Source organism: Actinokineospora bangkokensis (assembly GCF_001940455.1).
Classification (GTDB): Bacteria; Actinomycetota; Actinomycetes; order Mycobacteriales; family Pseudonocardiaceae; genus Actinokineospora; species Actinokineospora bangkokensis.
Map to the genome: position 1 here is coordinate 18,303 of NZ_MKQR01000020.1, position 23,313 is coordinate 41,615.

Consider the following 23,313-nt stretch of genomic DNA (forward strand, 5'->3'; position numbering starts at 1 on the left):
ACCGTGTCAATGCCCCACGCGCCCGTCCGAGGTCCCGTCGGACCGAGCGCACCACTGAGTCAGGCGTCCCGCGCGGCGTTGTCCGCGATCCACCGCAGGGCCAGCGCGTAGCCCTGGACACCGAGGCCGACGATGACGCCGGTCGCGATGTCGGACAGGTAGCTGGTGTGCCGGAACGGCTCGCGCTTGTGCACGTTGGAGATGTGCACCTCCACCAGTGGCGCGGTCAGCTGAGCCGCCGCGTCCCGCACGGCGATGGAGTAGTGCGTCCACGCGGCGGCGTTGAGCACCACCGGGGCGCCGAGCCCGGCCGCCTCGTGCAGCCAGCCCAGCATCTCCCCCTCGTGGTCGGTCTGGCGGACGGTGACCTCCAGCCCCAACTCCCGGCCGGTGGCCTCGCACAGCTCCACCAGGTCGGCGTGGGTGGCGTAGCCGTAGACCTCCGGCTCGCGGGTGCCCAACCTGCCCAGGTTCGGCCCGTTGAGGACGAGGACCCTCACAGCAGCACCGTCCCGGGCGTGGGCTCGTCGGCGGCCACCGCCGAGTAGGCCGCGGCCAGCAGGGCCGGGTCCGGGCCCTCCAGCCGGGCGGGCTTGGCCAGCGCGTCGAGCACGACGAAGCGCAGCACCCCGGACTTGGTCTTCTTGTCCCCGAGCATGCCCTCCACCAGCTGCGGCAGGGCGTCGGCGGCGTAGGTGACCGGCAGCCCCAGCGCCGTGAGCACCGACCGGTGCCGGTCGGCGGTGGCGTCGTCGAGCCTGCCCGCCAGGCGGGCCAGCTCGGCGGCGAAGACCAAGCCCACGCTGACCGCGGCCCCGTGCCGCCAGCGGTAGCGCTCACGCCGCTCGATGGCGTGGCCCAGGGTGTGCCCGTAGTTGAGCACCTCCCGCAGGTCCGACTCGCGCAGGTCGGCCGAGACGACGTCGGCCTTGACCTGGATCTTGCGGCGGACCAGCTCCCCGAGCACGTCGCCGGTGGGGTCGAGGGCGGCGGCCGGGTCGGCCTCGATGAGGTCGAGGATCACCGGGTCGGCGATGAACCCGCCCTTGACCACCTCGGCCATGCCCGCCACCAGCTCGTTGCGCGGCAGCGTGGTGAGCGTGGCGAGGTCGACCACGACGGCGGAGGGCTCGTGGAACACCCCGACGAGGTTCTTGCCCGCGTCGGTGTTGATGCCGGTCTTGCCGCCGACCGCGGCGTCCACCATGCCCAGCAGGGTGGTGGGCACGTTGACGAGCTTGACCCCGCGCATCCAGGTGCCCGCGACGAAGCCCGCGAGGTCGGTGACGGCGCCGCCGCCGAGCGCGAGCACCGCGCCCTGGCGGTCCAGGCCCATCCGGCCGAAGACGTCCCAGCAGAAGGCGGCGACGGTGAGCGCCTTGCCGTCCTCGGCGTCGGGCACCTCGACCCGCTGCGCGTCGAGGCCCGCGGCCACCAGCTCGCCGCGCATCGCCTCGGCGGTCTCGGTCAGCGTCGGGGTGTGGATGATCGCCACCTTCGACGCCCCGGCCACCGCCTGCACGACCTCGTCCAGCAGGCCGGTGCCGACCACCACGTCGTAGGGCCGGTCGGTGGCGACCCGGATGCGCACGGGCTCGGCGCTCATCGCCGGTCCTCCTCGTTCGTCGTGCCCGCCCGGTCGAGGTCGGCCAGCACGCGGGCCACGACCTCCTCGGGGGCGAGGTCGTCGGTGGTCACCTCGACGGTGGCGACCTCCCGGTAGAGCGGCAGCCGCTGCTCCAGCAGCTCCCGGAAGCGCGCGCGGGGGTTGATGCCGACCAGCAGGGGCCGCGCCGCCGACAGCCCGGTGCGGCGCACCCCCTCGGCCAGGCCCACGTTGAGGAACACCACGGTGTGCCCGGCGAGCAGCGCCCGCGTGGCCGCGGAGAGCACCGAGCCGCCGCCCAGGGCCAGCACCCCGGCGTGCTCGGCAAGCCCGGCGGCCACCGCCCGCTCCTCCAGCGCGCGGAAGGCCTCCTCGCCGTCCTCGGTGAAGATGTCGGTGATCGGCTTGCCCGCCGCGGTGACGACGTCGGCGTCGACGTCGCGGAAGGGCACGCCCAGCGCCGCGGCCAGCGCGCGGCCGATGGTGGTCTTGCCCGCCCCCGGCGGGCCGACGACCACCGCGACCGGGCTCACCAGCGCTTCCGCAGGGCGTCGAGGTAGCCCTCGGCGTTGCGGCGGGTCTCGTCCAGCGAGTCACCGCCGAACTTCTCCAGGGCGGCCTCGGCCAGCACCAGGGCCACCACCGACTCCAGCACCACGCCCGCGCGGGGCACCGCGCAGACGTCGGAGCGCTGGTGGATGGCCACGGCGGGCTCGCCGGTGACGACGTCCACGGTCGACAGCGCGCGCGGCACGGTGGAGATCGGCTTCATCGCCACCCGCACCCGCAGCGGCTCGCCGTTGGTGATGCCGCCTTCGAGGCCGCCCGCGCGGTTGGAGCGCCTGCTGACCCCGGTGACCGAGCCGGGATCGCGGTCGATCTCGTCGTGGGCCTGGCTGCCCCAGCGGGTCGCGGTGGTGAAGCCGTCGCCCACCTCCACGCCCTTCATCGCCTGCACGCCCATCAGCGCGCCCGCGAGCCGGGAGTCCAGGCGCCGGTCCCAGTGCACGTGCGAGCCCAGGCCCGGCGGCAGGCCGTAGGCGATGACCTCGATCACGCCGCCGACGGTGTCGCCCGCCTTCTTGACCGCGTCGACCTCGGCGATCATCGCGTCGGTGCCCGCCTGCCCGAAGGCGCGGACGGGGCTCTCGTCGATGGCGTCGAGGTCCTGCGGGCCGGGCAGCGGGCCCTCGGGGGCGACCGCGCCGCCGATGGACACCACGTGGCTGATGACCTCGATGCCCAGCAGCTGCCGCAGGAACGCGCGGGCCACGGTGCCCAGGGCGGTGCGGCTGGCGGTCTCGCGGGCGCTGGCGCGCTCGAGCACCGGGCGGGCCTCGGGGAAGTCGTACTTCTGCATGCCGGGCAGGTCGGCGTGCCCGGGGCGCGGGCGGGTCAGCGGCTCGTTGCGGCCGAGTTCGGCCAGCTCGGCCGGGTCCACCGGGTCGGCGGACATGACCTTCTCCCACTTGGGCCACTCGGAGTTGTCGATCCGCACCGCGATCGGGCCGCCCTGGGTGCGGCCGTGCCGCACGCCGCCGAGCACCTCGACCGCGTCGGTCTCGAAGCCCATGCGCGGGCTGCGGCCGAAGCCCAGCCGCCTGCGGGCGAGCTGGCGCCCCAGGTCCGCGGTGGTGACCTCGACGCCTGCCACCATGCCTTCCAGCACGGCGACGAGCGCGGGTCCGTGCGACTCTCCAGCGGTCATCCAACGAAGCACGGCCCAATCCTGTCACGTCGGCGGCGGGCAGCCGAAGGCCCGTCTCGATCGGCGGGGCGGCGCGGGCCCCGGCCGGGGCGGGGGGATTCGCTGTGGAGTTGTCACGGTGCGGGCGGTTCCCCGTGGGGACCGCTGCCGTTCCGCCGCTCGGCCTCAGGCGAGCGGGGCGTGCAGGAGGGTCACGAGCGTGGTGGCGGCGAGCACCCCCGGGGCGTGCGGGATGCCGGAGCGCCAGTGCCCGGGTCTTCGCCGGGCGAGGTGGAGCAGGACGGTGATCACCGAGGCCAGCAGCGTGCCGAGCAGCAGCGCGTGCGGCCCGGACGCCGCCTGGACCGCGCCGGTGGGGGCGGCCAGCAGCACGTCCCCCCGGCCCAGCGACGCCGGTGACAGCCGGTGCGCCGCCGCGTGCAACGCCCAGGTGAACGCCCCGCCCAGGACGGCGTTCGCCAACAGGGGCCACCCCTCGACGAGCGCGGGGACGGACAGCAGCGGCAGCGCGAGGACCCCCAGGGCGACGGTCAACACCCTGGGGAGGCGGCGGTGGTGGAGGTCGGTCACCACCAACGGCACGGCCACCCACGTCAGCGGGAGCAACACGGCGAGCCACGGTGTCGCGACCACGCCCCACTGCCACAGCGAGGCGATCACCGTCCACAGCAGACCCGTCGGGAGTTCGCAGTGCAGCGGGCTCGCCCGCGGCCCGTGCCGGGTCCTGGTCAGGACGTGGCGTGCGACGGCTCCGGCGAGCGTTCCGGCCGCCGCTGCCAGGACTTGCACCGGCGACAGGCAGAACGCGAGGGGCACGGTCGCGCAAGCGGCGGTGAGCAGCAGCGGAAAGCCTGCCCTGGCAGGCGATGCGGTGGTCTCCATGCCTCCACGGTACGAACCCCGCGAGCCCCTGTCATTGACACGATCGCATGGGGACAGCCATTTGACAGATCCGCAAATCCATGCAGGGCAACGGTTTCCGCGACTCAGAGCGGCAGCGGTACCGGGTCCGGCACGGCGGCGGCCAGCGCGTCGCGCATCGCCACCCGCGGGGCGGACTGGCCGGTGAACTGCTCGACCTGCCCGAACGCCTGGTGCAGGAGCATGTCGAGCCCGGTGGCCAGCCGCGCGCCGGAGCGCCGGGTGGCCTCGGCCAGCGGCGTCGGCCACGGGTGGTAGACCACGTCGAGGACGTGGCGGGCCGTCGCCAGCTGCGCGGCGATGGGCTCGGCGGCCTGCGTGGGGGCGGTGTTGACCAGCACGGCGGTGGACCCGGCGAGGCCGGTGAAGTCGGCGTCGGCCCACTCGACCACCTCGACCGGCAGGCTGAGGCGGTCGGCGCAGTCCTCGGCCTCCTCGGCCCGGGTGCGGTCCCGCACGACCAGCACCGCCGAGGACACCCCCAGCGCGGCGAAGGCGGCCAGGGCGGCGCACGCGGTGCCGCCCGCGCCCAGCACGAGGGCCTGGTCGCCCGGCACCGGGTGGTACCCGGCCGCCACCAGCAGCGCGCCGGTGACGCCGTCGACGTCGGTGCAGTCGGCGTGCCACGTGCCGTCCGCGCGGTGGACCAGGGTGTTCGCCGCGCCCACGGCGACCGCGCGCTCGGTGGCGGTGTGCGCGGTGCGCAGCGCGGCGCGCTTGCCCGGCATGGTCACCGACAGGCCCGCCCACTCCGGGCCGAGCGAGTCGACCAGGGCGGGCAGCGCGGCGGCGTCGCACTCGACCCGGTCGTAGCTCCAGCCCAGGCCCAGCTCGCGGTAGGCGGCACCGTGCAGGACCGGGGACAGCGAGTGCGCGACCGGGGAGCCCAGGACGGCCGCGCGGCGGGTCGCGGGCACGTCAGTAGGCACCGTTGCGGTCGGCCAGCTCGATGTTCGCCTGGTGCTCCTGGAGGGTGTTCGCGAAGCAGGACGTGCCGTCCTTCTCGCAGCGCACGAAGTACAGCCAGGTGCCGTCGGCGGGCTTGGCGGCGGCTTGCAGGGCCTCGGGGCTGACCGCGGCGATCGGGGTCGGCGGCAGGCCGGGGTTGGCGTAGGTGTTGTACGGCCCGGTCTTGGCGCGGTCCTCGGGCTTGGTGAGGATGGCGGGCCGGTCGAGCACGTAGTTCACCGTGGAGTCGTACTGGAGCATCATGCTGATGGCGAGCCGGTTGTAGGTGACCCTGGCGACCCTGCCGAAGTCCTTGGCGATTGCCTCGCGCTGCACCAGGGAGGCCATCACCATCACCTGGTAGGGGGTGAACCCGGTGCCGTCGGCGAGGCCGGGCATGCCCGCGCCCTGCAGGCGGGCGCTGGAGTCGGCCAGCAGCTTCTTCCAGACCTCCAGCGCCGAGCTGCCCGGCTTGACCTCGTAGACGTCGGGCATGACCAGGCCTTCGAGCCTGCGCTTGGGCTCGGCGCGGGAGGCGTCCGGGATCGCCCAGTCGGGCACGCCCAGCTCGGCCAGGTCGGCGGTGCTCGCGACCTCGGCCAACTCCGCCACCGGCACGCAGGTGCTCTTGCCGTTGAGGGTGGCGCAGGTGGCCTTGGAGATCAGCGTGAGGACACCGGGGGTGGTGTTGTCGCCGGAGGTGATGTCGTCGAACTGGGTGCCCGCCTTGATCTGCAGGTTGCCCACGCGCGACTTGGGGTCGACGATCCTGGCCACCGCGTCCTGGCCGGAGATCTTGGTGCGCATGACGTAGTAGCCCGGCTGCACCGAGCGGATGCGCGCGTCGGACTCGGCGGCGGTCACGAACGCCTTCGTGCTCGCCACCACGCCCGCCTCCTTGAGCGTGCCCGCGATGGTGGAGGTCGAGTCGCCGCTGGCCACCTCGACGACCAGGTCGGTCTCGCCCGCCCCGGAGTAGTCGTCGTAGCCGCCCAGGCCGCTGATGAACCGGTAGCCGTACCAGGCGCCGCCGCCCAGGATGAGCAGGATGACCAGGCCGACGACGGTCAGCTTGAGCCGCCGGTTGTCCCTCTTGGGCTTGCTCCCGCGGGCCGCCTTGCGCGGGCGGTCCGGCTCGTCGGCGAACAGCCCGAGGTCGTCAGTCATGAGTCCGCCTCCGCAGATCGGGCCAGCGCGGCCGACCTGGCGTCCAGCCAGGCCTGCAGGATCTCCACGGCCGCGGCCTGGTCGACCACGGCGCGCTGCTTGGCACCGCGCACCCCACGCTGGCTGAGCATGCGCGAGGCGGTCACGGTGGTCAACCGCTCGTCGGCCAGGCGCACCGGGACCGGGGAGACCCGGGCAGCCAGCGCGCCCGCGTAGGCCGCGGCGGTCTCGGCGGCGGAGCCGTGCCGGGCCGCCAACGTCCTGGGCAGCCCCACCACGACCTCGACCACCTCGTGCTCGACGACCAACCGGGCCAGCTCGGCCAGGTCGGCGCCGCCCGCGGCGTCGCGGGCCAGGGTCACCAGCGGCGAGGCCAGGAACGGGCTGGGGTCGCTCAGGGCGACCCCGACCCGCACCGAGCCGACGTCGACGGCGAGCCTGCGGCCGCGGCCGGGGTCGTCGGTGCCCGGCCGGTCCGGTGCGCCGCTCACGCGCCGACCAGGGCCCGCCTCAGCAGGGTGACCGCCTCGCCGACCCCCTCGGCGTTGGCCCCGCCGCCCTGGGCGAGGTCGGGCTTGCCACCGCCGCGGGCGGCGATGGCCGGGGCGAAGGCGGGCACCAGCTTGCCCGCGGCCAGCCCGGCGTCGCGGGCGGCGGCGGTGGTGGCGACCACGAAGGCGACCTTGCCGCCGTCCCCGGGGGAGAACAGCGCGACCACGCCGGGCCGCGAGCCCAGCCGGTTGCGCACCTCCACGGCGAGGTTGCGCAGGTCGCCGCCGCCGATGCCGTCGGGCACCTTGAGCGCGACCAGCGCGGTGCCGCCGAGGTCCTCGGCCTGCTCGACCAGCGTCCCGGCCGAGGACAGCAGCTGGCCCGCGCGCAGCTTCTCCAGCTCCTTCTCCGCCGCGCGCAGCCGCTCGACCAGGGCCTCGACCCGGCCGGGCACCTCGGCGTCGGGGACCTTGAGCATGGCGGCGAGGCCCTGCACCAGCGCGCGCTCCTTGGCCAGGTAGCGCATCGCCTCCATGCCGACGTAGGCCTCGATGCGGCGGTTGCCCGAGCCGACCGAGGACTCACCGACCAGGGTCAGCGGGCCGATCTGCGACGAGTGCTCGACGTGGGTGCCACCGCAGAGCTCGCGCGACCACGGGCCGCCGATCTCGACCACGCGCACGGTGTCGTCGTAGGTCTCGCCGAACAGGGCCACCGCGCCCATCTCCTGCGCGCCGCCCATGTCGGTGTAGACCACGCGGACCGGCAGGTCCTCGCGGACGGCGAGGTTGGAGACCTCCTCGATCTCGCTGCGCGTCTCCGGGGAGAGCGCGCCGGACCAGGCGAAGTCCAGGCGCAGGTAGCCGGGCTTGTTGTACGAGCCGGACTGCAGGGCGGTGGGGCCGAGCACCTGGCGCAGGGCGGCGTGCACGACGTGGGTGCCGGAGTGGCCCTGCCGGGCGCCGATGCGCCACTCGGGGTCGACCCTGGCCTCGACCCTGGCGCCCTCGGTGATCTCGCCGGAGCGCACGCGCGCCTGGTGCACCCACAGCTTGCGGGCCACCTTCTGCACGTCGAGGACCTCCAGCTCCACGCCGTCGGCGGTGGTGATGGTGCCCGCGTCGGACTCCTGGCCGCCGGACTCGGCGTAGAGCGGGGTGCGGTCGAGCACGACCTCGACGATCTCGCCCTCGGCGGCGCCGGCCACCCGCGCGCCGTCGCGGACCAGGCCGATGACCCTGGCCTCGGAGGCCAGCTCGTCGTAGCCGGTGAAGACGGTGTTGCCCCTGGCGAGCAGGTCGCGGTAGACCGACTGGTCGCCGTGGCCGGTCTTGCGGGCGGCGGCGTCGGCCTTGGCGCGGGCGCGCTGCTCGGCCATCAGCTCGCGGAACCCGGTCTCGTCCACGGTCAGGCCGCGCTCGGCGGCCATCTCCAGGGTGAGGTCGATCGGGAAGCCGTAGGTGTCGTGCAGCTGGAATGCCTTGTCGCCGGGCAGCGTGCGCCCGCCGTCCTCGACCAGCTTGTCCGCGGCGAGGTCGAAGATGCGCGAGCCGCTGGACAGCGTGGCCAGGAAGGTCTCCTCCTCCTTGCGCATGATCGACTCGATGCGCGGGAAGTCCGCGGCCAGCTCCGGGTAGGACGGGGCCATCGCGTCGCGGACGACGGCGGCGAACTCGGCCAGCACCGGCTCCTGCACGCCGAGCAGGCGCACCGAGCGCACGATGCGGCGCAGCAGGCGGCGCAGCACGTAGCCGCGAGCCTCGTTGCCGGGGGTGACGCCGTCACCGATGATCATCATGCCGGACCGGGCGTGGTCGGCGATGACCCGGAAGCGCACGTCGTCGACCGGGTTGCCCGCGCCGTAGCGGCGGCCGGACATCTCCTCGGCCTTGGCGATCACCGGGCGGATCAGGTCGGTCTCGTAGACGTTGTCGACGCCCTGGAGCAGCGCGGCGACGCGCTCGATGCCCATGCCGGTGTCGATGTTCTTGCGCGGCAGCGTCCCGATCGGCTTGTGGCCGTACTTCGGGGAGTCCTCGCCGCGGATGTCCTGCATGAAGACGAGGTTCCAGACCTCGAGGTAGCGGTCCTCGTCGGCGACCGGCCCACCGTCGCGGCCGTGCTCGGGGCCGCGGTCGTAGTAGATCTCCGAGCAGGGTCCGCCGGGGCCGGGCACGCCCATGTCCCAGTAGTTGTCCCGGCCGTCGCGGCGCTGGATGCGCTCGTCCGGCAGGCCGGTGATCTTGCGCCAGAGGCCGATGGCCTCGTCGTCGTCGTCGTAGACCGTGGCCCACAGCCGGTCGGGCGCGAAGCCGTAGCCGCCGCTGTCCTGGGAGTCGGTGAGCAGGGTCCAGGCGTGCTCGATGGCCTGGGCCTTGAAGTAGTCGCCGAAGGAGAAGTTCCCGGCCATCTGGAAGAAGGTGTTGTGCCGGGTGGTCTTGCCGACCTCGTCGATGTCGCCGGTGCGCACGCACTTCTGCACGCTGGTGGCGCGCGGCCAGGGGGCCGGGGCGTCGCCGAGGAAGTAGGGCTTGAACTGGACCATGCCCGCGTTGACGAACAGCAGCGTCGGGTCCTCCAGGATCAGCGACGCGCTGGGGACCTGGGTGTGGCCGTGCCCGGTGAAGTAGCTGAGGAAGCGGCGGGAGATCTCGTGTGTCTGCACTGGTCTGTCCTCGGGGGTGGTGCGGGGTCGACGGGCGCGGGGCTCGGCGGGCGGGGGCGGCGCTGGGCGCGGCTCAGCCGTCCGCCCGGCGCGCTCGCGCGTCGGTGCGCCGGGGCCTGCGCTGCGGGGCGCCGCCGCCGAGCGCGTGCCGGGCGCCGGGGGTGACGCCGGAGCGGCGCTCCACCTCACCGGTCAACTGCTCCTCGCGCTCGACCATGCCCGCGCGCACGTCCGCGCCGAAGGCGCCGAGCGCCCCGGCCAGCTCGCGCACGGCGTCGCCGAGGTTGCCCGCGATGCCCGCGGGGGTGACCGCGTGCGCGGTCTCCTTGGCCTTGCGGCTCAGCGCGACGCCCGCGGCGACGCCGACGCCGAGCCAGAACATGCGCTTCACCGCGACCCCCGCTTGCGGCCGAGCACCGGGCGGGAGTGCTTGCCCGTGTCGACCGCCTTGGCCTTGCGCCGGGCGCGGACGGCCTTGCTCACCCCGTAGGACAGCGCGGCGGCCTTGACCAGCGGGCCGCCGAGGGTGGCGGTGAACACCGAGGCGAGGGCGGAGACGTTGCCGGTGACGGCCTGGGCGTTGGCGGTGATGCCGTCGACCCGCTCCAGCTGGGTGTTGACGTGGGTCAGCGTCGTGTTCGCCCCGGTGAACAGCGGGTCGCTGCCCGTGTGCGCCTTGCGGATGGCGACCGTGGCCTCGTCCAGGGTGCGGCCGAGCTTGAACAAGACGATGCCCAGCAGGACCACCAGCAGGACGAACGCGCCTGCGGCGATCAGCGCGGCGATCTGCCCTGCTGTCACGAGCCCTCCTTCGACGACGGCGCTCCCGGGTACCCGGGGCGTGATCGCGGTCAGGCTACCGCGCCGGGTTCGGCGGCACCGCCCGGACCTGCGGGTGGGTGCGGGCGGGCCGCCGGGTCGTCGCCCGCGGTCACGAGCCCCGGATGACCTTGCGCAGGCGGGGCACGCGCTCGGCCAGGGCGCGCTCGGCGCCGCGGTTGGTGGGCTCGTAGTAGTCCCGGCCGACCAGCTCGTCCGGCGGGTACTGCTGGCGGAGGACCCCCTCGGGGGTGTCGTGCGGGTAGCGGTAGCCGGTGGCGTTGCCCAGCTTCTTGGCCCCCGCGTAGTGCCCGTCGCGCAGGTGCGGGGGCACCTGGCCGGTGCCGCCCGCGCGCACGTCGGCCAGCGCGGAGTCCACGGCGGTGATCACCGAGTTGGACTTGGGCGCGGTGGCCAGGTGCACGGTGGCCTGGGCCAGCGCCAGCCTGCCCTCGGGCATGCCGATGAGCTGGACGGCCTGGGCGGCGGCGACGGCGGTCTGCAGGGCGGTCGGGTCGGCCATGCCGATGTCCTCGGTGGCGTGCACGACCAGCCGCCGGGCGATGAACCGGGGGTCCTCGCCCGCCTCGATCATGCGCGCGAGGTAGTGCAGGGCGGCGTCGACGTCGGAGCCGCGGATGGACTTGATGAACGCGCTGGTGACGTCGTAGTGCTGGTCGCCCTGCCGGTCGTAGCGCACGGCCGCCTTGTCCACGGTGGCCTCGACGGTGGCCAGGTCGACCAGCCCGTCGCGGGTGGCCAGCGCCGAGTCGGCGGCGGCCTCCAGGGCGGTGAGCGCGCGGCGGGCGTCGCCACCGGCCAGCCGCACGAGGTGGTCCTCGGCGTCGGGCTCCAGCCGCACGCCGCCCGCCAGCCCGCGCTCGTCGGCGACGGCCCGGCGCACCAGTGCGCGGACGTCCTCGTCGCCGAGCGGGTGCAGTTGCAGCACGAGCGAGCGCGACAGCAGCGGGGAGACCACGGAGAAGAACGGGTTCTCGGTGGTGGCGGCCACCAGCAGCACGGTGCGGTCCTCCACCGCGCCGAGCAGGGCGTCCTGCTGGGTGCGCGAGAAGCGGTGCACCTCGTCGATGAACAGCACCGTCGACTCGCCGGAGTGCAGCAGGCGCCTGCGCGCGTCGTCGATGACCGCGCGCACCTCCTTCACCCCCGCCGAGAGCGCCGACAGGGCGACGAAGCGGCGGCCGATGGCCGAGGACACCAGGGTGGCGAGGGTGGTCTTGCCGGTGCCGGGCGGGCCGTAGAGCAGGATGGAGGCGGGGGCCGCGCCCTCGACCAGCCTGCGCAGCGGGGCACCCTTGCCGAGCAGGTGGTCCTGGCCGAGCACCTCGTCCAGGGTGGCGGGGCGCATGCGCACCGCCAGGGGCGTGCTGGCGCGCGGGCGGCCCGCACCGGAGGATGGGGACGGTGCCCGCCCGGCGTCCGCCGGGGCGGTGGCGCCGAAGAGGTCGAGGTCGAACTCCTGTTCCACGCTGCCCGACGCTACCCGGGCGGCGGGGTGGGTGGTGCGGCAGCAGCGGAGGCGGAGCGCGAGTGAGCTGGTTCGACAGGTTCTACCGGGTCCCGCACGACCTGCGGCCCCTGGAGGCGGAGATCGGCAGGCTGGCCGAGCTGATGGACGCCGAGCTGGTCGGGGCGACCCCGGTGGACGCGGTGCCGCTGGACGCGGTGGCCGAGGCGGTGCGGCCGGGGCTGGTGCGCCCGGCCCGCGACGAGGTCACCCGGCAGTCGATCCAGGTGCGGGCGCGGCTGGCCAGGCAGGACCGGTTGGGCGAGCTGGACCGGTTCCGGCGCCGGGTGCTGCGCACGGCGGCGGCGAGCATGGACGAGGGGGTCTACCGCAAGGTGTTCGTGCCCTACGTGGAGACGATCCTGCCGAAGCGCCCCGGCTAGAGCCTGTCCTCGGGCCTGCCCCCCCAAGCCGCGCCGGGTCGAACGCCCACGGCACCGGCCGAGCAACCAGCGGGTGACGCCGGGGTGGCCCGCTGTGGGATGATGACGCCCCGTGACCTCGTCCGTCATCCTGCTCGCGGGACCCTCCGGCTCGGGCAAGTCCACCCTCGGCGCCCGGCTCGGCCTCCCGGTGCTGAACCTGGACCACTTCTACCGCGAGGGCGGCGACCCGCTGCTGCCGCGCGACGCCGCGGGCCGGGTCGACTGGGACCACCCCGACTCCTGGCACGCACCGGACGCGCTGGCCGCGGTCGTGGCTCTGGCGACCTCGGGCACGACCGAGGTGCCGGTGTACGAGTACGGGGCCGACCGCCGGGTGGGGTCGAGCACGCTGGCGCTGGGCGGAGCGCCCGCGTTCGTGGCCGAGGGGCTGTTCGCCGACCGGATCGCCGCGGGCTGCGCGGAGGCGGGGGTGCTCGGGGACGCGCTGGTGCTGGCGCCGAGCGCGGCGCGCACGTTCGCCCGCCGGTTCGCCAGGGACGTGGCCGAGTCGCGCAAGGCGGTGCCCTACCTGCTGCGCCGGGGGCTGCGGCTGTGGCGCGAGCACGGCGCGGTGGTGCGCCGGTGCGAGCGGGCCGGGATGACCCGCTGCACGGTGGAGCAGGCGGCGCGGCGGTGCGCCGACCGGGTGCGACCGCTGCCGGAAGCTGCCCGTTAAGTCCGGTTCAACCGTTGAGTCGTGTATGACTCGACAGGTGGACAACACCTACGAGAACCTCGCCGAGTTCGCCGACGTCGACCGCTCCGCGGACCCGGGTGCCTTCGTCGACCTGCTGCGCCGCCTCGACGCGCTGCCGCAGACCCGGGTGCTGCGCGACCTGGCCTACGCCCGGCTCGGCGCCGGGCGCGGGGTCGACGTGGGCGCGGGCCGCGGCACCGTGGTGGCGGAACTGGCCGAGCGCGGGTTCGCGCCGGTGGGGGTCGACCTGAGCGAGGCGATGGTCGCCGAGGCCGCCCGCGAGCACCCGGGGCACGACTTCCGGGTGGGCGACGCCTACGCGCTGCCGATGGCCGACGGGGAGCTGGACTGGTACCACGCCGAGCGGGTGTACATCCACCTCGACGACCCCGACCGCGCCGCCGCCGAGGCGCTGCGGGTGCTGCGGCCCGGCGGCCGGGTGGTCGTGGTCGACATGGACATGGACGCGATGTCGGTGGCCACCGACCTGCCGCTGCTTGCCCGCGCGGTGCTCGGCGCCACGTGCGACGACCTGGCCAACGGGCGCGCCGGGGTGCGCGCGGCCGACACCCTGCGCGGCGCCGGGTTCACCGACGTCGAGGTGCTGCCCTACTCCCCCGCGCACACCGACCCCGACATGGTGTGGCCGCTCTACCCCGGCCCCGGGCTGGCGATCGCCCAGCGGACCGGCGCGATCACCGCCGCCGAGGCCGAGCAGGTGGTGGCGGAGGTGCGCAGGCGCGGCGCGGCCGGGACGTTCCTGGCCGTGCCCGCCCTGTTCGTCGTGTCCGGCACCCGCCCGGCCTGAGCACCTTCCACCGCCGACCGCCCGAGGGCAAGCGGCGCAACAGGAAGGCCAACGAACCGCCACACTGCTCCCACCGCGTGAGCCGTCGTTGCCCGGCGGCGCGCGCGGTGGGTTCATGGGTGCATGCCAGCAACGCCTCCCCCCGAGCCGCTGAAGTTCGCCTACTGGGTGCCCAACGTCAGCGGCGGCCTCGTCGTCAGCACCATCGAGCAGCGGACCGACTGGTCCTATGAGTACAACCGCGACCTGGCGGTGCTGGCCGAGGCCAACGGCTTCGAGTACGCGCTGAGCCAGGTGCGGTACATGGCCAGCTACGGCGCGGCCTACCAGCAGGAGTCGACGAGCTTCAGCCTCGCGCTGCTGCTGGCCACCCAGCGGTTGAAGGTGATCGCCGCGGTGCACCCGGGGCTGTGGCACCCCGGCGTGCTGGCGAAGCTGCTCGCCACCGCCGACCACCTCTCCGGGGGGCGCGCGGCGGTGAACGTCGTGTCCGGCTGGTTCAAGGGCGAGTTCACCGCCCTGGGCGAGCCGTGGCTGGAGCACGACGAGCGGTACCGGCGCTCGGAGGAGTTCATCCGCGTGCTGCGCGCGAGCTGGACCGAGGACGACGCGCAGTTCGCGGGCGACTTCTACCGGTTGCGCGGCTACGACCTCAAGCCCAAGCCGCTGTCCGCGCCGGGGCGCCCGCACCCGGAGGTGTTCCAGGGCGGCAACTCCACCGCCGCGCGGGCGATGGCCGGCCGGGTGTCGGACTGGTACTTCAGCAACGGCAAGGACTTCGACGGCGTCACCGAGCAGGTGGCCGAGGTGGGGCGCGCCGCGGCCGAGCACGGGCGGCGGGTGCGCTTCGGGCTCAACGGGTTCCTCATCGCCCGCGACACCGAGGCCGAGGCGCGCGAGGTGCTGCGCGAGATCGTCGCCAAGGCCGACCCCGAGGCGGTGCGCGGCTTCGGGGACGCGGTGAAGCAGGCGGGCGGGTCGACCGGCGACCGCAAGGGCATGTGGGCCGACTCCTCCTTCGACGACCTGGTCCAGTACAACGACGGCTTCCGCAGCAAGCTCATCGGCACCCCCGAGCAGGTCGCCGAGCGGTTGGTGGCCTACCGCGCGCTGGGCGTCGACCTCGCGCTGCTCGGCTTCCTGCACTACCACGAGGAAGTCGCCTACTTCGGTGAGCGCGTCCTGCCGATCGTGCGCGCCCTGGAGGCCGACGCCGACCGCGGCGCCGCCACCCCCGAACCGATCTTCCGCTGATCGTCCACTGAGGAGGAAGCAGAACCATGACCACGACTGGGATCGACTGGTCGTCCACCGAGACCCCGACGACGGCCGAGGGGTGGGTTGCCCGCGCGGCGGAGGTGTCGGCGCTGCTGGCCGTCGACGCTGCGGCGCGCGACCGCGCGGGCAAGACCCCCTACGAGGAGGTGAAGCTGCTCAAGGAGTCCGGGCTGGTGACGCTGCTCGGCCCGGCCGAGCACGGCGGCGGGGGGCAGGAGTGGCCGACGGCGTACCGGGTCGTGCGCGAGGTCGCCAAGGCGGACGGGTCGATCGGGCAGCTGCTGGGCTACCACTACCTGTGGTTCTGGGCGGCGCGCCTGGTGGGTACGCCGGAGCAGGTCGCGGCGGTGGAGGAGCAGGCGACGCGCGACCGGGCGTTCTTCGGCGGGGCGGTGAACCCGCGCGACGACGACGTGGTCATCACCGACGAGGGCGACACCCTGGTCTACCGCGGGCGCAAGTCGTTCTCCACCGGCAGCAAGGTCTCCGACCTCACCGTGCTCGAGGGCGTGCTGGAGGGCACGGACAAGCACATCTTCGCGATCGTGCCCTCGGACACCCCCGGCCTGGTCTTCCACGACGACTGGGACAACATCGGGCAGCGGTTGACCGAGTCCGGCGGCGTCACCATCGACGGCGTGCGGGTGGACTGGGCGGGCGCGGCGGGCTACCGGGACAAGCAGTTCACCCCGCGCGTCTACAACACCCTGAACGTGCCGACGATCCAGCTCGTGTTCGTCAACTTCTACCTGGGCATCGCGCTGGGGGCGCTGGAGATCGCGCGCACCTACACCCGGGAGCGGTCCCGGTCGTGGCTGCACGGCGGGTACGAGCGCGCCGTCGACGAGCCCTACGTGATCGACATCTACGGCGACCTCACCGCGAAGCTCTGGGCGGTGGAGGCGCTGGCGGACAAGGTGGCCGAGGAGGCGCTGGTCATCCACCGCGACCCGGACGCGGTCACCGAGCGCCTGCGCGGTGAGCACGAGGTGCGCGTGGCGGCGGTCAAGGCGCGCGCCACCGAGGTCGCGCTGGAGGTGACGGCGAAGGTCTTCGAGGTCACCGGCGCGCGGGCGACCGCCAGCTCGGTGGGCCTGGACCGCTTCTGGCGCAACGTCCGCACGCACACCCTGCACGACCCGGTGGCCTACAAGCGCAGGGAGGTCGGGGTGTTCGTGCTGCGCGACGAACTGCCCGAACCCACCTGGTACTCCTGATCCCGAACCCGGGACCCGCCCGCCCGGCGCGGGCGGGTCCCGGTGCCGTCACGGCCGCAGCAGCGGCTTGATGACCTTGCGGTCGGACATGTCGCGGTAGGCGTCGGCGACCTGCTCCAGGCCGTACTCGGCGTCGAAGACCGGCCCGGGGTCGAGCTTGCCGTCCAGCACGTCGGCCAGCAGCGCGTCGAGGTAGTGGCGGACCGGGGCGACCCCGCCCGCGACGGAGATGTTGTTGGAGAACATCTGCTGCACCGGCAGTTCCGGGCCGCCCGCGGGCACGCCGACGTAGCCCACGCGCCCGCCGGGGCGGGTGGAGTCCAGCGCCTGCTGCATGGACTCCTTGGTGCCCACGCACTCCAGCACCGCGTCGGCGCCGGTGCCGCTCAGCAGCTCCTTGATCTCCGCCACGCCCTCGTCGCCGCGGGTGGTGACGATGTCGGTGGCGCCGAACCGGGTGGCGACCTTCTGCCGGTCCTCGTGCCGGGACATGGCGATCACGCGCCCGGCGCCGAGGCGGGACGCGGCCAGCACCGCCGACAGGCCCACGGCACCGTCCCCGACCACCACGACGGTGTCGCCCGCGGACACCTGGGCGGCGACCGCGGCGTGGTGGCCGGTGCCCATCACGTCCGAGAGCGTCAGCAGGGCGGGAACCAGCGCGTCGTCGGGGGCGCCGGGCGTGGCCACGAGGGTGCCGTCCGCGAAGGGCACCCGCACGTACTGCGCCTGCGCGCCGTCGAGGTCCTCCCCGGAACGGCTGGTGGACCCCCACGCGCCGCCGTTGACGCACGAGGTCTGCACACCGTTGCGGCAGTGCGCGCAGGTGCCGTCGCTCACCACGAACGGCGCGATGACGAAGTCGCCGGTCCGCAGCGAGCGCACGTCGGCGCCGACGGCCTCCACGACGCCGACGAACTCGTGGCCGATGGGCCGCGGCTCGCCGGGACCGCGGACCCCCCGGTAGCCCCACAGGTCGGAGCCGCAGACGCAGGCCGCGGTGACCCGCACGACCGCGTCGGTGGGGTGCTGGACGGTGGGCTCTGGGCGGTCGGCGAGGCGGATGTCTCCCTCGCCGTGCAGGTAGGTGGCTCGCACCCCCAGAACGCTACGCCCGGCTCAGCGCCCCAGCACGGCGCGCAGCGCGCCCAGGACGAGGGCCACCCGGTCGGGGCGGGCGTTGTGCCCCATGAGCCCGATCCGCCACACCGAGCTGGCGAAGGCGCCCACGCCCGCGCCGATCTCGATGCCGTACTCGGTCAGCAGCACCTGCCGCACCTTCGCCGAGTCCACGCCCTCCGGGACGCGCACGGTGGTCAGCTCGGGCAACCGGTGGCCCTCCGCGGCGAACAGCTCCAGGCCCAGGTCCACCAGGCCCTCGTGCAGCAGCCGACCGGCGGCGTGGTGGCGCTCGTGCACGGCCTCCAGGCCCTCGTCGAGGATGCGGCCCAGCGCGGCGTCGAGCGAGGCGATCATCGCGACCGGGGCGGTGTGGTGGTAGGTGCGCCCACCGCTGGACCCGTCCACGTACGCGCCGATCAGGTTCAGGTCGAGGTACCACGTCGGCGGGCGCTGCACCCGCCGGTCCCAGGCCCGCTCCGACACCGTGAACGGCGCCAACCCCGGCGCCACGCCCAGGCACTTCTGGGTGCCGGAGTAGGCGATGTCCACGCCCCAGGAGTCGATGTCCACCTCGATGCCGCCCAGCGAGGTCACGCAGTCGGCCAGCACCAGCGCGCGCTGGTCGCGGGCGTGCACCGCCCGCGCCAGCTCCTTGATGTCGCTGCGCACACCGGTCGAGGTCTCCGCGTGCACCGCCGCCACCATCGACGGCTCGGGGTGCGCGTCGAGCAACCGCTGGGTGTCGACCGGCCGGCCCCAGTCGTGGTCCACCCGCACCACCTCGGCGCCGTAGCGGCCCGCCACGTCCACCATGCGCTCGCCGAACAAGCCGTTGACGCCGACCACGACCACGTCGCCGGGGCGGGCGAAGTTGGCGAAGGCGGCCTCCATGCCGATCGAGCCGGTGCCCGAGAGCGGGAGGGTGCGGGCGTTCTCCGTGCCCCAGACCCGGCGCAGCCGGGCGCACGTGCTGTCCAGGGTGCGGAGGAACTCGGGGTCGAGGTGGCCCAGGAGGGGGGCGGCGAGGGCGAGGGTGGCCTCGGGGTAGGGGTTGGAGGGGCCGGGGCCCAGGAGAGCGCGGTCCAGCAGTGGCATGGGGTGGACTCTACGGTCCTGGTGACGCGCTTGCGGGGGGCTGCTTGCGTGGGTGCGTCCTGGGGCGCAATGGGGCCTGTCCTCGGGGGCCGCGAGTGTGTAACTCGGGATGTGGCGAGTCAAGGGCGCCTTCGGCGTCGCTTCGCGATGGGCTACGCCCACCCTTGACACGCCACCTCCCGAGCTACGAGCGGCCAGGACTGGGGCAGGCCCAGGTGTGAGCACAGCCCATGACCATTCGCTCAGCTGAGCGTCGTTGGGTTTGCCGAGCTGGTGGTGGGGCTGGGCACCATGGTTTGCGGGGTGGGGGTGGGGTTGGCCAAACGACGGCTTTTGGAGATGCCTTCGGAAGGGGCTCGCCTGCGGCTTCGGTTGCCGGGGGGAGAGCCCTGCCGCTGACCGGCACCGGCGTCGTCGACCGCGTCGAGGGGATGGGGCGCGGGGGGTTTTGGGACGGGAAGGGCTAGTGGTGCTGGAAGGCGGGGTAGAGGGGGAGGTCGCGGCGGCCCAGGTGGTTGGTGAGGGCGGCTACCACCTCCACCGCGTGGTGGGCGGTGGCGTCCGCGCCCGCGGTGTTGGCTGCCCGGGCCAGGTCGGCCCAGCGGGACAGGAGGATGTCGGCGGGGTCGGGGCGGGGGAGGTGGCCGCCGGAGGTGAGGTCGCGGGCGTCGGGGACGGTGAGGAACTGGTGGGTGGTGAGCCAGACCCAGAAGAGCTGGGCGTCGAGGAGCTTGGGGAGCAGGACGGCGTCGTCGTCGAGGTCGGGCCACATGACGCGGACCTCGGCGCGCCAGGCGGCGAGCATGGCCTCGGTCATGCCGCGGGGCAGGGTGTAGGCGCACCAGCAGGAGGGGAACGGGACCGTGAGGTAGGCGGCGTCGAACATCATGTTGCGGACGCAGCCGCCCTCGAAGTCCAGGAAGCGGACGCCGCGGTTGGTGATGAGGTTGTTGTCCGGGCAGGAGTCCGAGGGGCTGAAGGCGCGGTGGCGGCCGGTGTCGAGCAGGGCCAGGGCGGCGTGCGCGGCCTCCTCGGCGGCCGGGGAGGTGCGCACGCCCAGCTCGGCGGCCAGCAGGGCGGGCAGGGCGCGCACGGCCGCCGGGCCGGAGACGGCCAGCGGGTCCTTGTCCTTGGGCGGGCGCAGCCTGCGCAGCAGGGCGTCGAAGTCGGCCTCGCGGCCCGCGGTGGAGGCGTGCAGCTTGCCCAGCGAGCGGGCCCAGGACAGCAGCGCCGCCTCGGCCGCCCGGGAGTCCTCGCCGTGCAGCTTCTCCGCCAGCGTCGGCGCCCGGCCCAGGTCCTCCATGACCAGCAGCGTCGACCCGCTGTCGTGGGCGAACAGCTCCGGGCACATCCGCTCCTCGGCGGCCAGGGCGGTGAACAGCTGGTAGCTGACGGCCTCGCGCACCCAGCTGTCGCGCGGGGCGGCGCCCTCGGGTTGCAGGTAGCGCTTGACCACCAGGGTGCGGGGCAGCGCGAACGGGGTCTCCGCGACCTTCACCCGCAGCACCGCCGAGCGGCCGCTGCCCCCCAGGTCCTCGGCGTCGGCCAGCCGGATGCGGGCGCCGAAGCGCTTGGCCATGACCGCCTCCGCGGCCGCGACCGCCGCATCGATCTCGGGAGCACCCGCCTGCCCCGGGCTGCCGGTGCCCGACGCCCGCGGCACCGCGCGCACGCGCGCGCCGCCCGCGGGTCGCGGGGACGGCGGATCGGCGGCGATCTCCACTCTCATCTCCTCCGACCCTACTCGCGCACCCCGGCCACCCCCGCACGGAGACGGCCCGCACGTCGGCGAACCGCGCACCGGGCACCCGCCCGTCCCGGTGGCGACACCTCGACCGTAGCCGGGTCGAACGATCCAGAACGAGGCGCGGGTCAACAACTCACGGCGTCGATCGTGTTTCGGGTCGAGAACGACGACGCTACCCCCGGGTGGGCTCACCCGCGCGGCAACGGCCGCCGCACGTGCCTGCCCGGGCCGTGCCGCAGCAGCAGCACGGCGGCCGCGGCGACGACGATGCCCACCAGGTTCACCGCCAGCTGCCCCGCCGAGCCCAGCACCCGCCCCCAGTCGCCCAGCACCGCGGCGACGCCGATGTACCCGGCGGCGGGCACGGTGGTCACCGAGATGAACACGCCCACCAGCGCCGCCGACTTCGCCGAGGTCATCGACAGCATCCCGGCCGCGCCCGCGAGCACGGCCACGACCAGCGACCACGGGCCCACCTCGTAGACGAAATCGACCTGGTGGCCGTCCCCGGCGATCACCGAGGCGTCGAACAACCCGGTCAGCCCGCCCACCCAGGTGCCCGCCGCGGTCACCAGGACGGCCACCGGGAACCCCACGGCCAGCGCGAGCGCCGCCCGGCGCACCAGGTCCCAGCGGCGGCGCACCAGGCCGACCGCCAGCGCCGCCAGCGGGCCGAACTCCGGGCCGACGACCATCGCGCCGACGATCGTCACCGGCGAGTCGGTGACCACGCCGACCGCGGCCAGCAGGCAGGCGATGGTGAGGAAGGCCAGGAAGGTCGCGTTGAGCCGGGACTCCTCCCCGGTGCGGGCGACCAGCTCCTCCCACACCACCGCGTCCGCGCCCTCGCCGGGCGCGCGCTCCTCGGCCAGGTCGGCCGCGTCGGACAGCGCGGTGTCGATCTGCTCCAGGGTGACGCCGCCGTCGCGGTCCACGCCGAGCTCGCACAGCCGGGAGAGGACCTCGTCGGCGGCCTCCCTGGCCACGTCGGCCTCCACGACGTCGCCCGCGGGGTCGAGGGCGGCGCCGCGGAACAGCACGAGGTGCGTGGCGCCCCGGTGCTCGCGCAGCAGGGCCACCACGTCCTCGGTCCGGTCGGCGGGGCTGACCACCCGCAGGTGCAGCACCGGTTACTCGGCGGGCTTGTCCTGCTTGGGGGCGGGCTTGAAGTCCACCCCCGCCTCCTTGCGCTGCTCGGCGGTGATCGGCGCGGGGGCGCTGGTCAGCGGGTCGAAGCCGCCACCGGTCTTGGGGAAGGCGATGACCTCGCGGATGGAGTCCGCGCCCGCCAGCAGCATCACGACGCGGTCCCAGCCGAAGGCGATGCCGCCGTGCGGGGGCGGGCCGTAGGAGAACGCGTCGAGCAGGAACCCGAACTTCTCCTGCGCCTGCTCGTGGTCGATCCCCATCAGCGCGAAGACGCGCTCCTGCACGTCCTTGCGGTGGATGCGGATCGAGCCGCCGCCGATCTCGTTGCCGTTGCACACCAGGTCGTAGGCGTAGGCCAGCGCGTTCGCCGGGTCCTGCTCGAACCGGTCCACCCAGTCCGGGTGCGGCGAGGTGAACGCGTGGTGCACCGCGGTCCAGCGGCCCGAGCCGACGGCGACGTCGCCCGCGGACTGGGCGGCGGAGGCCTCCTCGAACAGCGGGGCGTCGACGACCCAGACGAACGACCAGGCGCTCTCGTCGATGAGCCCGCAGCGCTTGCCGATCTCCAGGCGCGCGGCGGCCAGCAGCGAGCGGGCCTCGGCGGGGTTGCCCGCGGCGAAGAACACGCAGTCGCCGGGGTTGGCGCCCGCGGCCTTGGCCAGGCCCTCGCGCTCGGCCTCGGTGATGTTCTTGGCGACCGGGCCGCCGAGCGTGCCGTCCTCGCCGACGAGCACGTAGGCCAGGCCCTTGTGCCCGCGCTGCTTGGCGAACTCCTGCCACGCGTCGAGCTGGCGGCGCGGCTGCGCGGCGCCCCCGGGCATCACCACCGCGCCGACGTAGGGGGCCTGGAAGACCCGGAAGGTGGTGTCCTTGAAGTACTCGGTGAGCTCGGTCAGCTCCAGGTCGAAGCGCAGGTCCGGCTTGTCCGAGCCGTACTTGGCCATGGCGTCGGCGTAGGAGATGCGCGGGATGTCGCCCGCGATCTCGTGCCCGGCCAGCTCCCGCCACAGCGCCTTGGCGATCTTCTCCCCGAGGGCGATGACGTCGTCCTGGTCGACGAAGCTCATCTCGATGTCGAGCTGGGTGAACTCCGGCTGGCGGTCGGCGCGGAAGTCCTCGTCCCGGTAGCAGCGGGCGATCTGGTAGTACCGCTCCATCCCGCCGACCATGAGCAGCTGCTTGAACAGCTGCGGCGACTGCGGCAGGGCGTACCAGGACCCGGGGCGCAGCCGGGCGGGGACGAGGAAGTCGCGCGCGCCCTCGGGGGTCGAGCGGGTCAGGGTGGGCGTCTCGACCTCGACGAAGCGCTCCTCGTGCAGGATCGTCCTGGCGATCCGGTTGGCCTCGCTGCGCATCCGGATGGCGCTCGCCGGGCCGCTGCGGCGCAGGTCGAGGTAGCGGTGGCGCAGGCGCACCTCGTCGCCGACGGAGAGGTGGTCGTCGAGCGGGAAGGGCAGCGGGGCGGACTCGCTGAGCACCTCCAGCTCGGTGGCCAGCACCTCGATGGCGCCGGTGGGCAGCTCGGGGTTCTCGTTGCCCGCCGGGCGCACGGACACCTCACCGACGACCCGGACGCAGAACTCCGCGCGCAGCCGGTGCGCCCGCTCGGCCATGTCGCCCTCGCGGAACACCACCTGGGCGACCCCGGAGGCGTCGCGCAGGTCGATGAAGATGACGCCGCCGTGATCGCGCCTGCGGGCGACCCAACCGCTGAGGGTGATGGTCTGCCCGGCGTGCTCGGCGCGGAGGGTTCCGGCCTCGTGCGTGCGGATCACGGGTCGTGTGCTCCTGTCCAGATGTTGGGACGCGGCGCGCCGTCGCGGGTGACTCTCGCGCACCGCCTGTGCTGGTCAGGCTAGCCAACGGACCCCGGGAGGCGTCGAGCAGGTTTAACCGCACCCGCCGACCGACACCCGCCGCA

The 23,313-nt window shown here is 74.3% G+C and carries 22 protein-coding genes; 5 read left to right on the forward strand and 17 right to left on the reverse strand.

The annotated features are described in order from the left end of the window. Positions 1-59: 59 nt before the first annotated feature. The 12 genes from aroQ to BJP25_RS20145 form a co-directional block, all read right to left on the reverse strand. Positions 60-500 carry a type II 3-dehydroquinate dehydratase gene (gene aroQ / locus BJP25_RS20090; RefSeq protein WP_075976543.1) on the reverse strand — a complete coding sequence of 147 codons (441 nt, stop codon included), beginning with the start codon at positions 498-500 and terminating at the stop codon, positions 60-62. Continuing rightward, positions 497-1,606: a 3-dehydroquinate synthase gene (aroB, locus tag BJP25_RS20095; protein ID WP_075976544.1), complete on the reverse strand. Its 1,110-nt coding sequence runs from the start codon at positions 1,604-1,606 to the stop codon at positions 497-499. Before aroB ends, aroQ begins: the two co-directional genes overlap by 4 nt. Continuing rightward, positions 1,603-2,139, reverse strand: coding sequence for a shikimate kinase (locus tag BJP25_RS20100; protein ID WP_075976545.1), 537 nt, complete (start codon positions 2,137-2,139; stop codon positions 1,603-1,605). The genes aroB and BJP25_RS20100 overlap by 4 nt, the downstream gene beginning before the upstream one ends. After that, entirely contained in the window at positions 2,136-3,326 is a 1,191-nt protein-coding gene (gene aroC, locus BJP25_RS20105; RefSeq protein ID WP_075976546.1) for a chorismate synthase, read from the reverse strand. The genes BJP25_RS20100 and aroC overlap by 4 nt, the downstream gene beginning before the upstream one ends. Positions 3,327-3,479: 153 nt before the next feature. Then, positions 3,480-4,196, reverse strand: coding sequence for a prepilin peptidase (locus BJP25_RS20110; RefSeq protein ID WP_084794250.1), 717 nt, complete (start codon positions 4,194-4,196; stop codon positions 3,480-3,482). Positions 4,197-4,300: 104 nt separating this feature from the next. Continuing rightward, entirely contained in the window at positions 4,301-5,152 is an 852-nt protein-coding gene (locus BJP25_RS20115) for a shikimate dehydrogenase (RefSeq protein ID WP_075976547.1), read from the reverse strand. A gap of 1 nt (position 5,153) precedes the next feature. Continuing rightward, positions 5,154-6,350, reverse strand: coding sequence for an endolytic transglycosylase MltG (mltG, locus tag BJP25_RS20120; RefSeq protein WP_075976548.1), 1,197 nt, complete (start codon positions 6,348-6,350; stop codon positions 5,154-5,156). Next, positions 6,347-6,841, reverse strand: coding sequence for a Holliday junction resolvase RuvX (gene ruvX / locus BJP25_RS20125; RefSeq protein ID WP_075976549.1), 495 nt, complete (start codon positions 6,839-6,841; stop codon positions 6,347-6,349). The genes mltG and ruvX overlap by 4 nt, the downstream gene beginning before the upstream one ends. Continuing rightward, a complete protein-coding gene (gene alaS, locus BJP25_RS20130; protein ID WP_075976550.1) occupies positions 6,838-9,507 on the reverse strand; it encodes an alanine--tRNA ligase in 2,670 nt (889 codons plus the stop codon). The genes ruvX and alaS overlap by 4 nt, the downstream gene beginning before the upstream one ends. 73 nt (positions 9,508-9,580) lie before the next feature. Continuing rightward, positions 9,581-9,898, reverse strand: a complete 318-nt coding sequence (locus tag BJP25_RS20135) for a hypothetical protein (RefSeq protein WP_075976551.1) — start codon at positions 9,896-9,898, stop codon at positions 9,581-9,583. Next, complete coding sequence (locus BJP25_RS20140; protein ID WP_075976552.1) at positions 9,895-10,308, reverse strand: DUF948 domain-containing protein; 414 nt, start codon at positions 10,306-10,308, stop codon at positions 9,895-9,897. The genes BJP25_RS20135 and BJP25_RS20140 overlap by 4 nt, the downstream gene beginning before the upstream one ends. 130 nt (positions 10,309-10,438) lie before the next feature. Further along, positions 10,439-11,815 carry a replication-associated recombination protein A gene (locus BJP25_RS20145; RefSeq protein ID WP_075976553.1) on the reverse strand — a complete coding sequence of 459 codons (1,377 nt, stop codon included), beginning with the start codon at positions 11,813-11,815 and terminating at the stop codon, positions 10,439-10,441. A 62-nt stretch (positions 11,816-11,877) separates the two neighbouring features. Here BJP25_RS20145 and BJP25_RS20150 point away from each other — a divergent pair, with 62 nt between their 5' ends. The 5 genes from BJP25_RS20150 to BJP25_RS20170 all read left to right on the forward strand — a co-directional run bounded on the left by BJP25_RS20150 (position 11,878) and on the right by BJP25_RS20170 (position 16,279). After that, complete coding sequence (locus BJP25_RS20150) at positions 11,878-12,237, forward strand: hypothetical protein (protein ID WP_075976554.1); 360 nt, start codon at positions 11,878-11,880, stop codon at positions 12,235-12,237. A gap of 112 nt (positions 12,238-12,349) precedes the next feature. Beyond that, positions 12,350-12,955, forward strand: a complete 606-nt coding sequence (locus BJP25_RS20155) for a nucleoside/nucleotide kinase family protein (RefSeq protein ID WP_075976555.1) — start codon at positions 12,350-12,352, stop codon at positions 12,953-12,955. 25 nt (positions 12,956-12,980) lie between these two features. Next, the gene (locus BJP25_RS20160; protein ID WP_084794252.1) at positions 12,981-13,784 is read left to right on the forward strand and encodes a methyltransferase domain-containing protein; all 804 of its coding nucleotides are present in this window, start codon (positions 12,981-12,983) and stop codon (positions 13,782-13,784) included. A gap of 123 nt (positions 13,785-13,907) precedes the next feature. Beyond that, a complete protein-coding gene (sfnG, locus tag BJP25_RS20165; RefSeq protein WP_075976556.1) occupies positions 13,908-15,038 on the forward strand; it encodes a dimethylsulfone monooxygenase SfnG in 1,131 nt (376 codons plus the stop codon). A 26-nt stretch (positions 15,039-15,064) separates the two neighbouring features. Further along, positions 15,065-16,279, forward strand: a complete 1,215-nt coding sequence (locus tag BJP25_RS20170; RefSeq protein ID WP_075976557.1) for an acyl-CoA dehydrogenase family protein — start codon at positions 15,065-15,067, stop codon at positions 16,277-16,279. A gap of 48 nt (positions 16,280-16,327) precedes the next feature. Here BJP25_RS20170 and BJP25_RS20175 read toward each other — a convergent pair whose 3' ends face one another. From BJP25_RS20175 to aspS, 5 genes are all read right to left on the reverse strand, one after another. Then, the gene (locus BJP25_RS20175; protein WP_075976558.1) at positions 16,328-17,377 is read right to left on the reverse strand and encodes a zinc-dependent alcohol dehydrogenase family protein; all 1,050 of its coding nucleotides are present in this window, start codon (positions 17,375-17,377) and stop codon (positions 16,328-16,330) included. A gap of 21 nt (positions 17,378-17,398) precedes the next feature. After that, positions 17,399-18,496 (reverse strand): pyridoxal-phosphate-dependent aminotransferase family protein, encoded by a 1,098-nt coding sequence (locus tag BJP25_RS20180; RefSeq protein ID WP_075976559.1) that lies wholly within the window; start codon positions 18,494-18,496, stop codon positions 17,399-17,401. Between the two features lie 463 nt (positions 18,497-18,959). Continuing rightward, positions 18,960-20,219: a hypothetical protein gene (locus BJP25_RS20185; protein WP_408607169.1), complete on the reverse strand. Its 1,260-nt coding sequence runs from the start codon at positions 20,217-20,219 to the stop codon at positions 18,960-18,962. A 212-nt stretch (positions 20,220-20,431) separates the two neighbouring features. Further along, positions 20,432-21,370: a DUF389 domain-containing protein gene (locus tag BJP25_RS20190; RefSeq protein ID WP_075976560.1), complete on the reverse strand. Its 939-nt coding sequence runs from the start codon at positions 21,368-21,370 to the stop codon at positions 20,432-20,434. Positions 21,371-21,373: 3 nt separating this feature from the next. Continuing rightward, positions 21,374-23,167, reverse strand: coding sequence for an aspartate--tRNA ligase (gene aspS / locus BJP25_RS20195; RefSeq protein WP_075976561.1), 1,794 nt, complete (start codon positions 23,165-23,167; stop codon positions 21,374-21,376). Between the last annotated feature and the right edge of the window lie 146 nt (positions 23,168-23,313).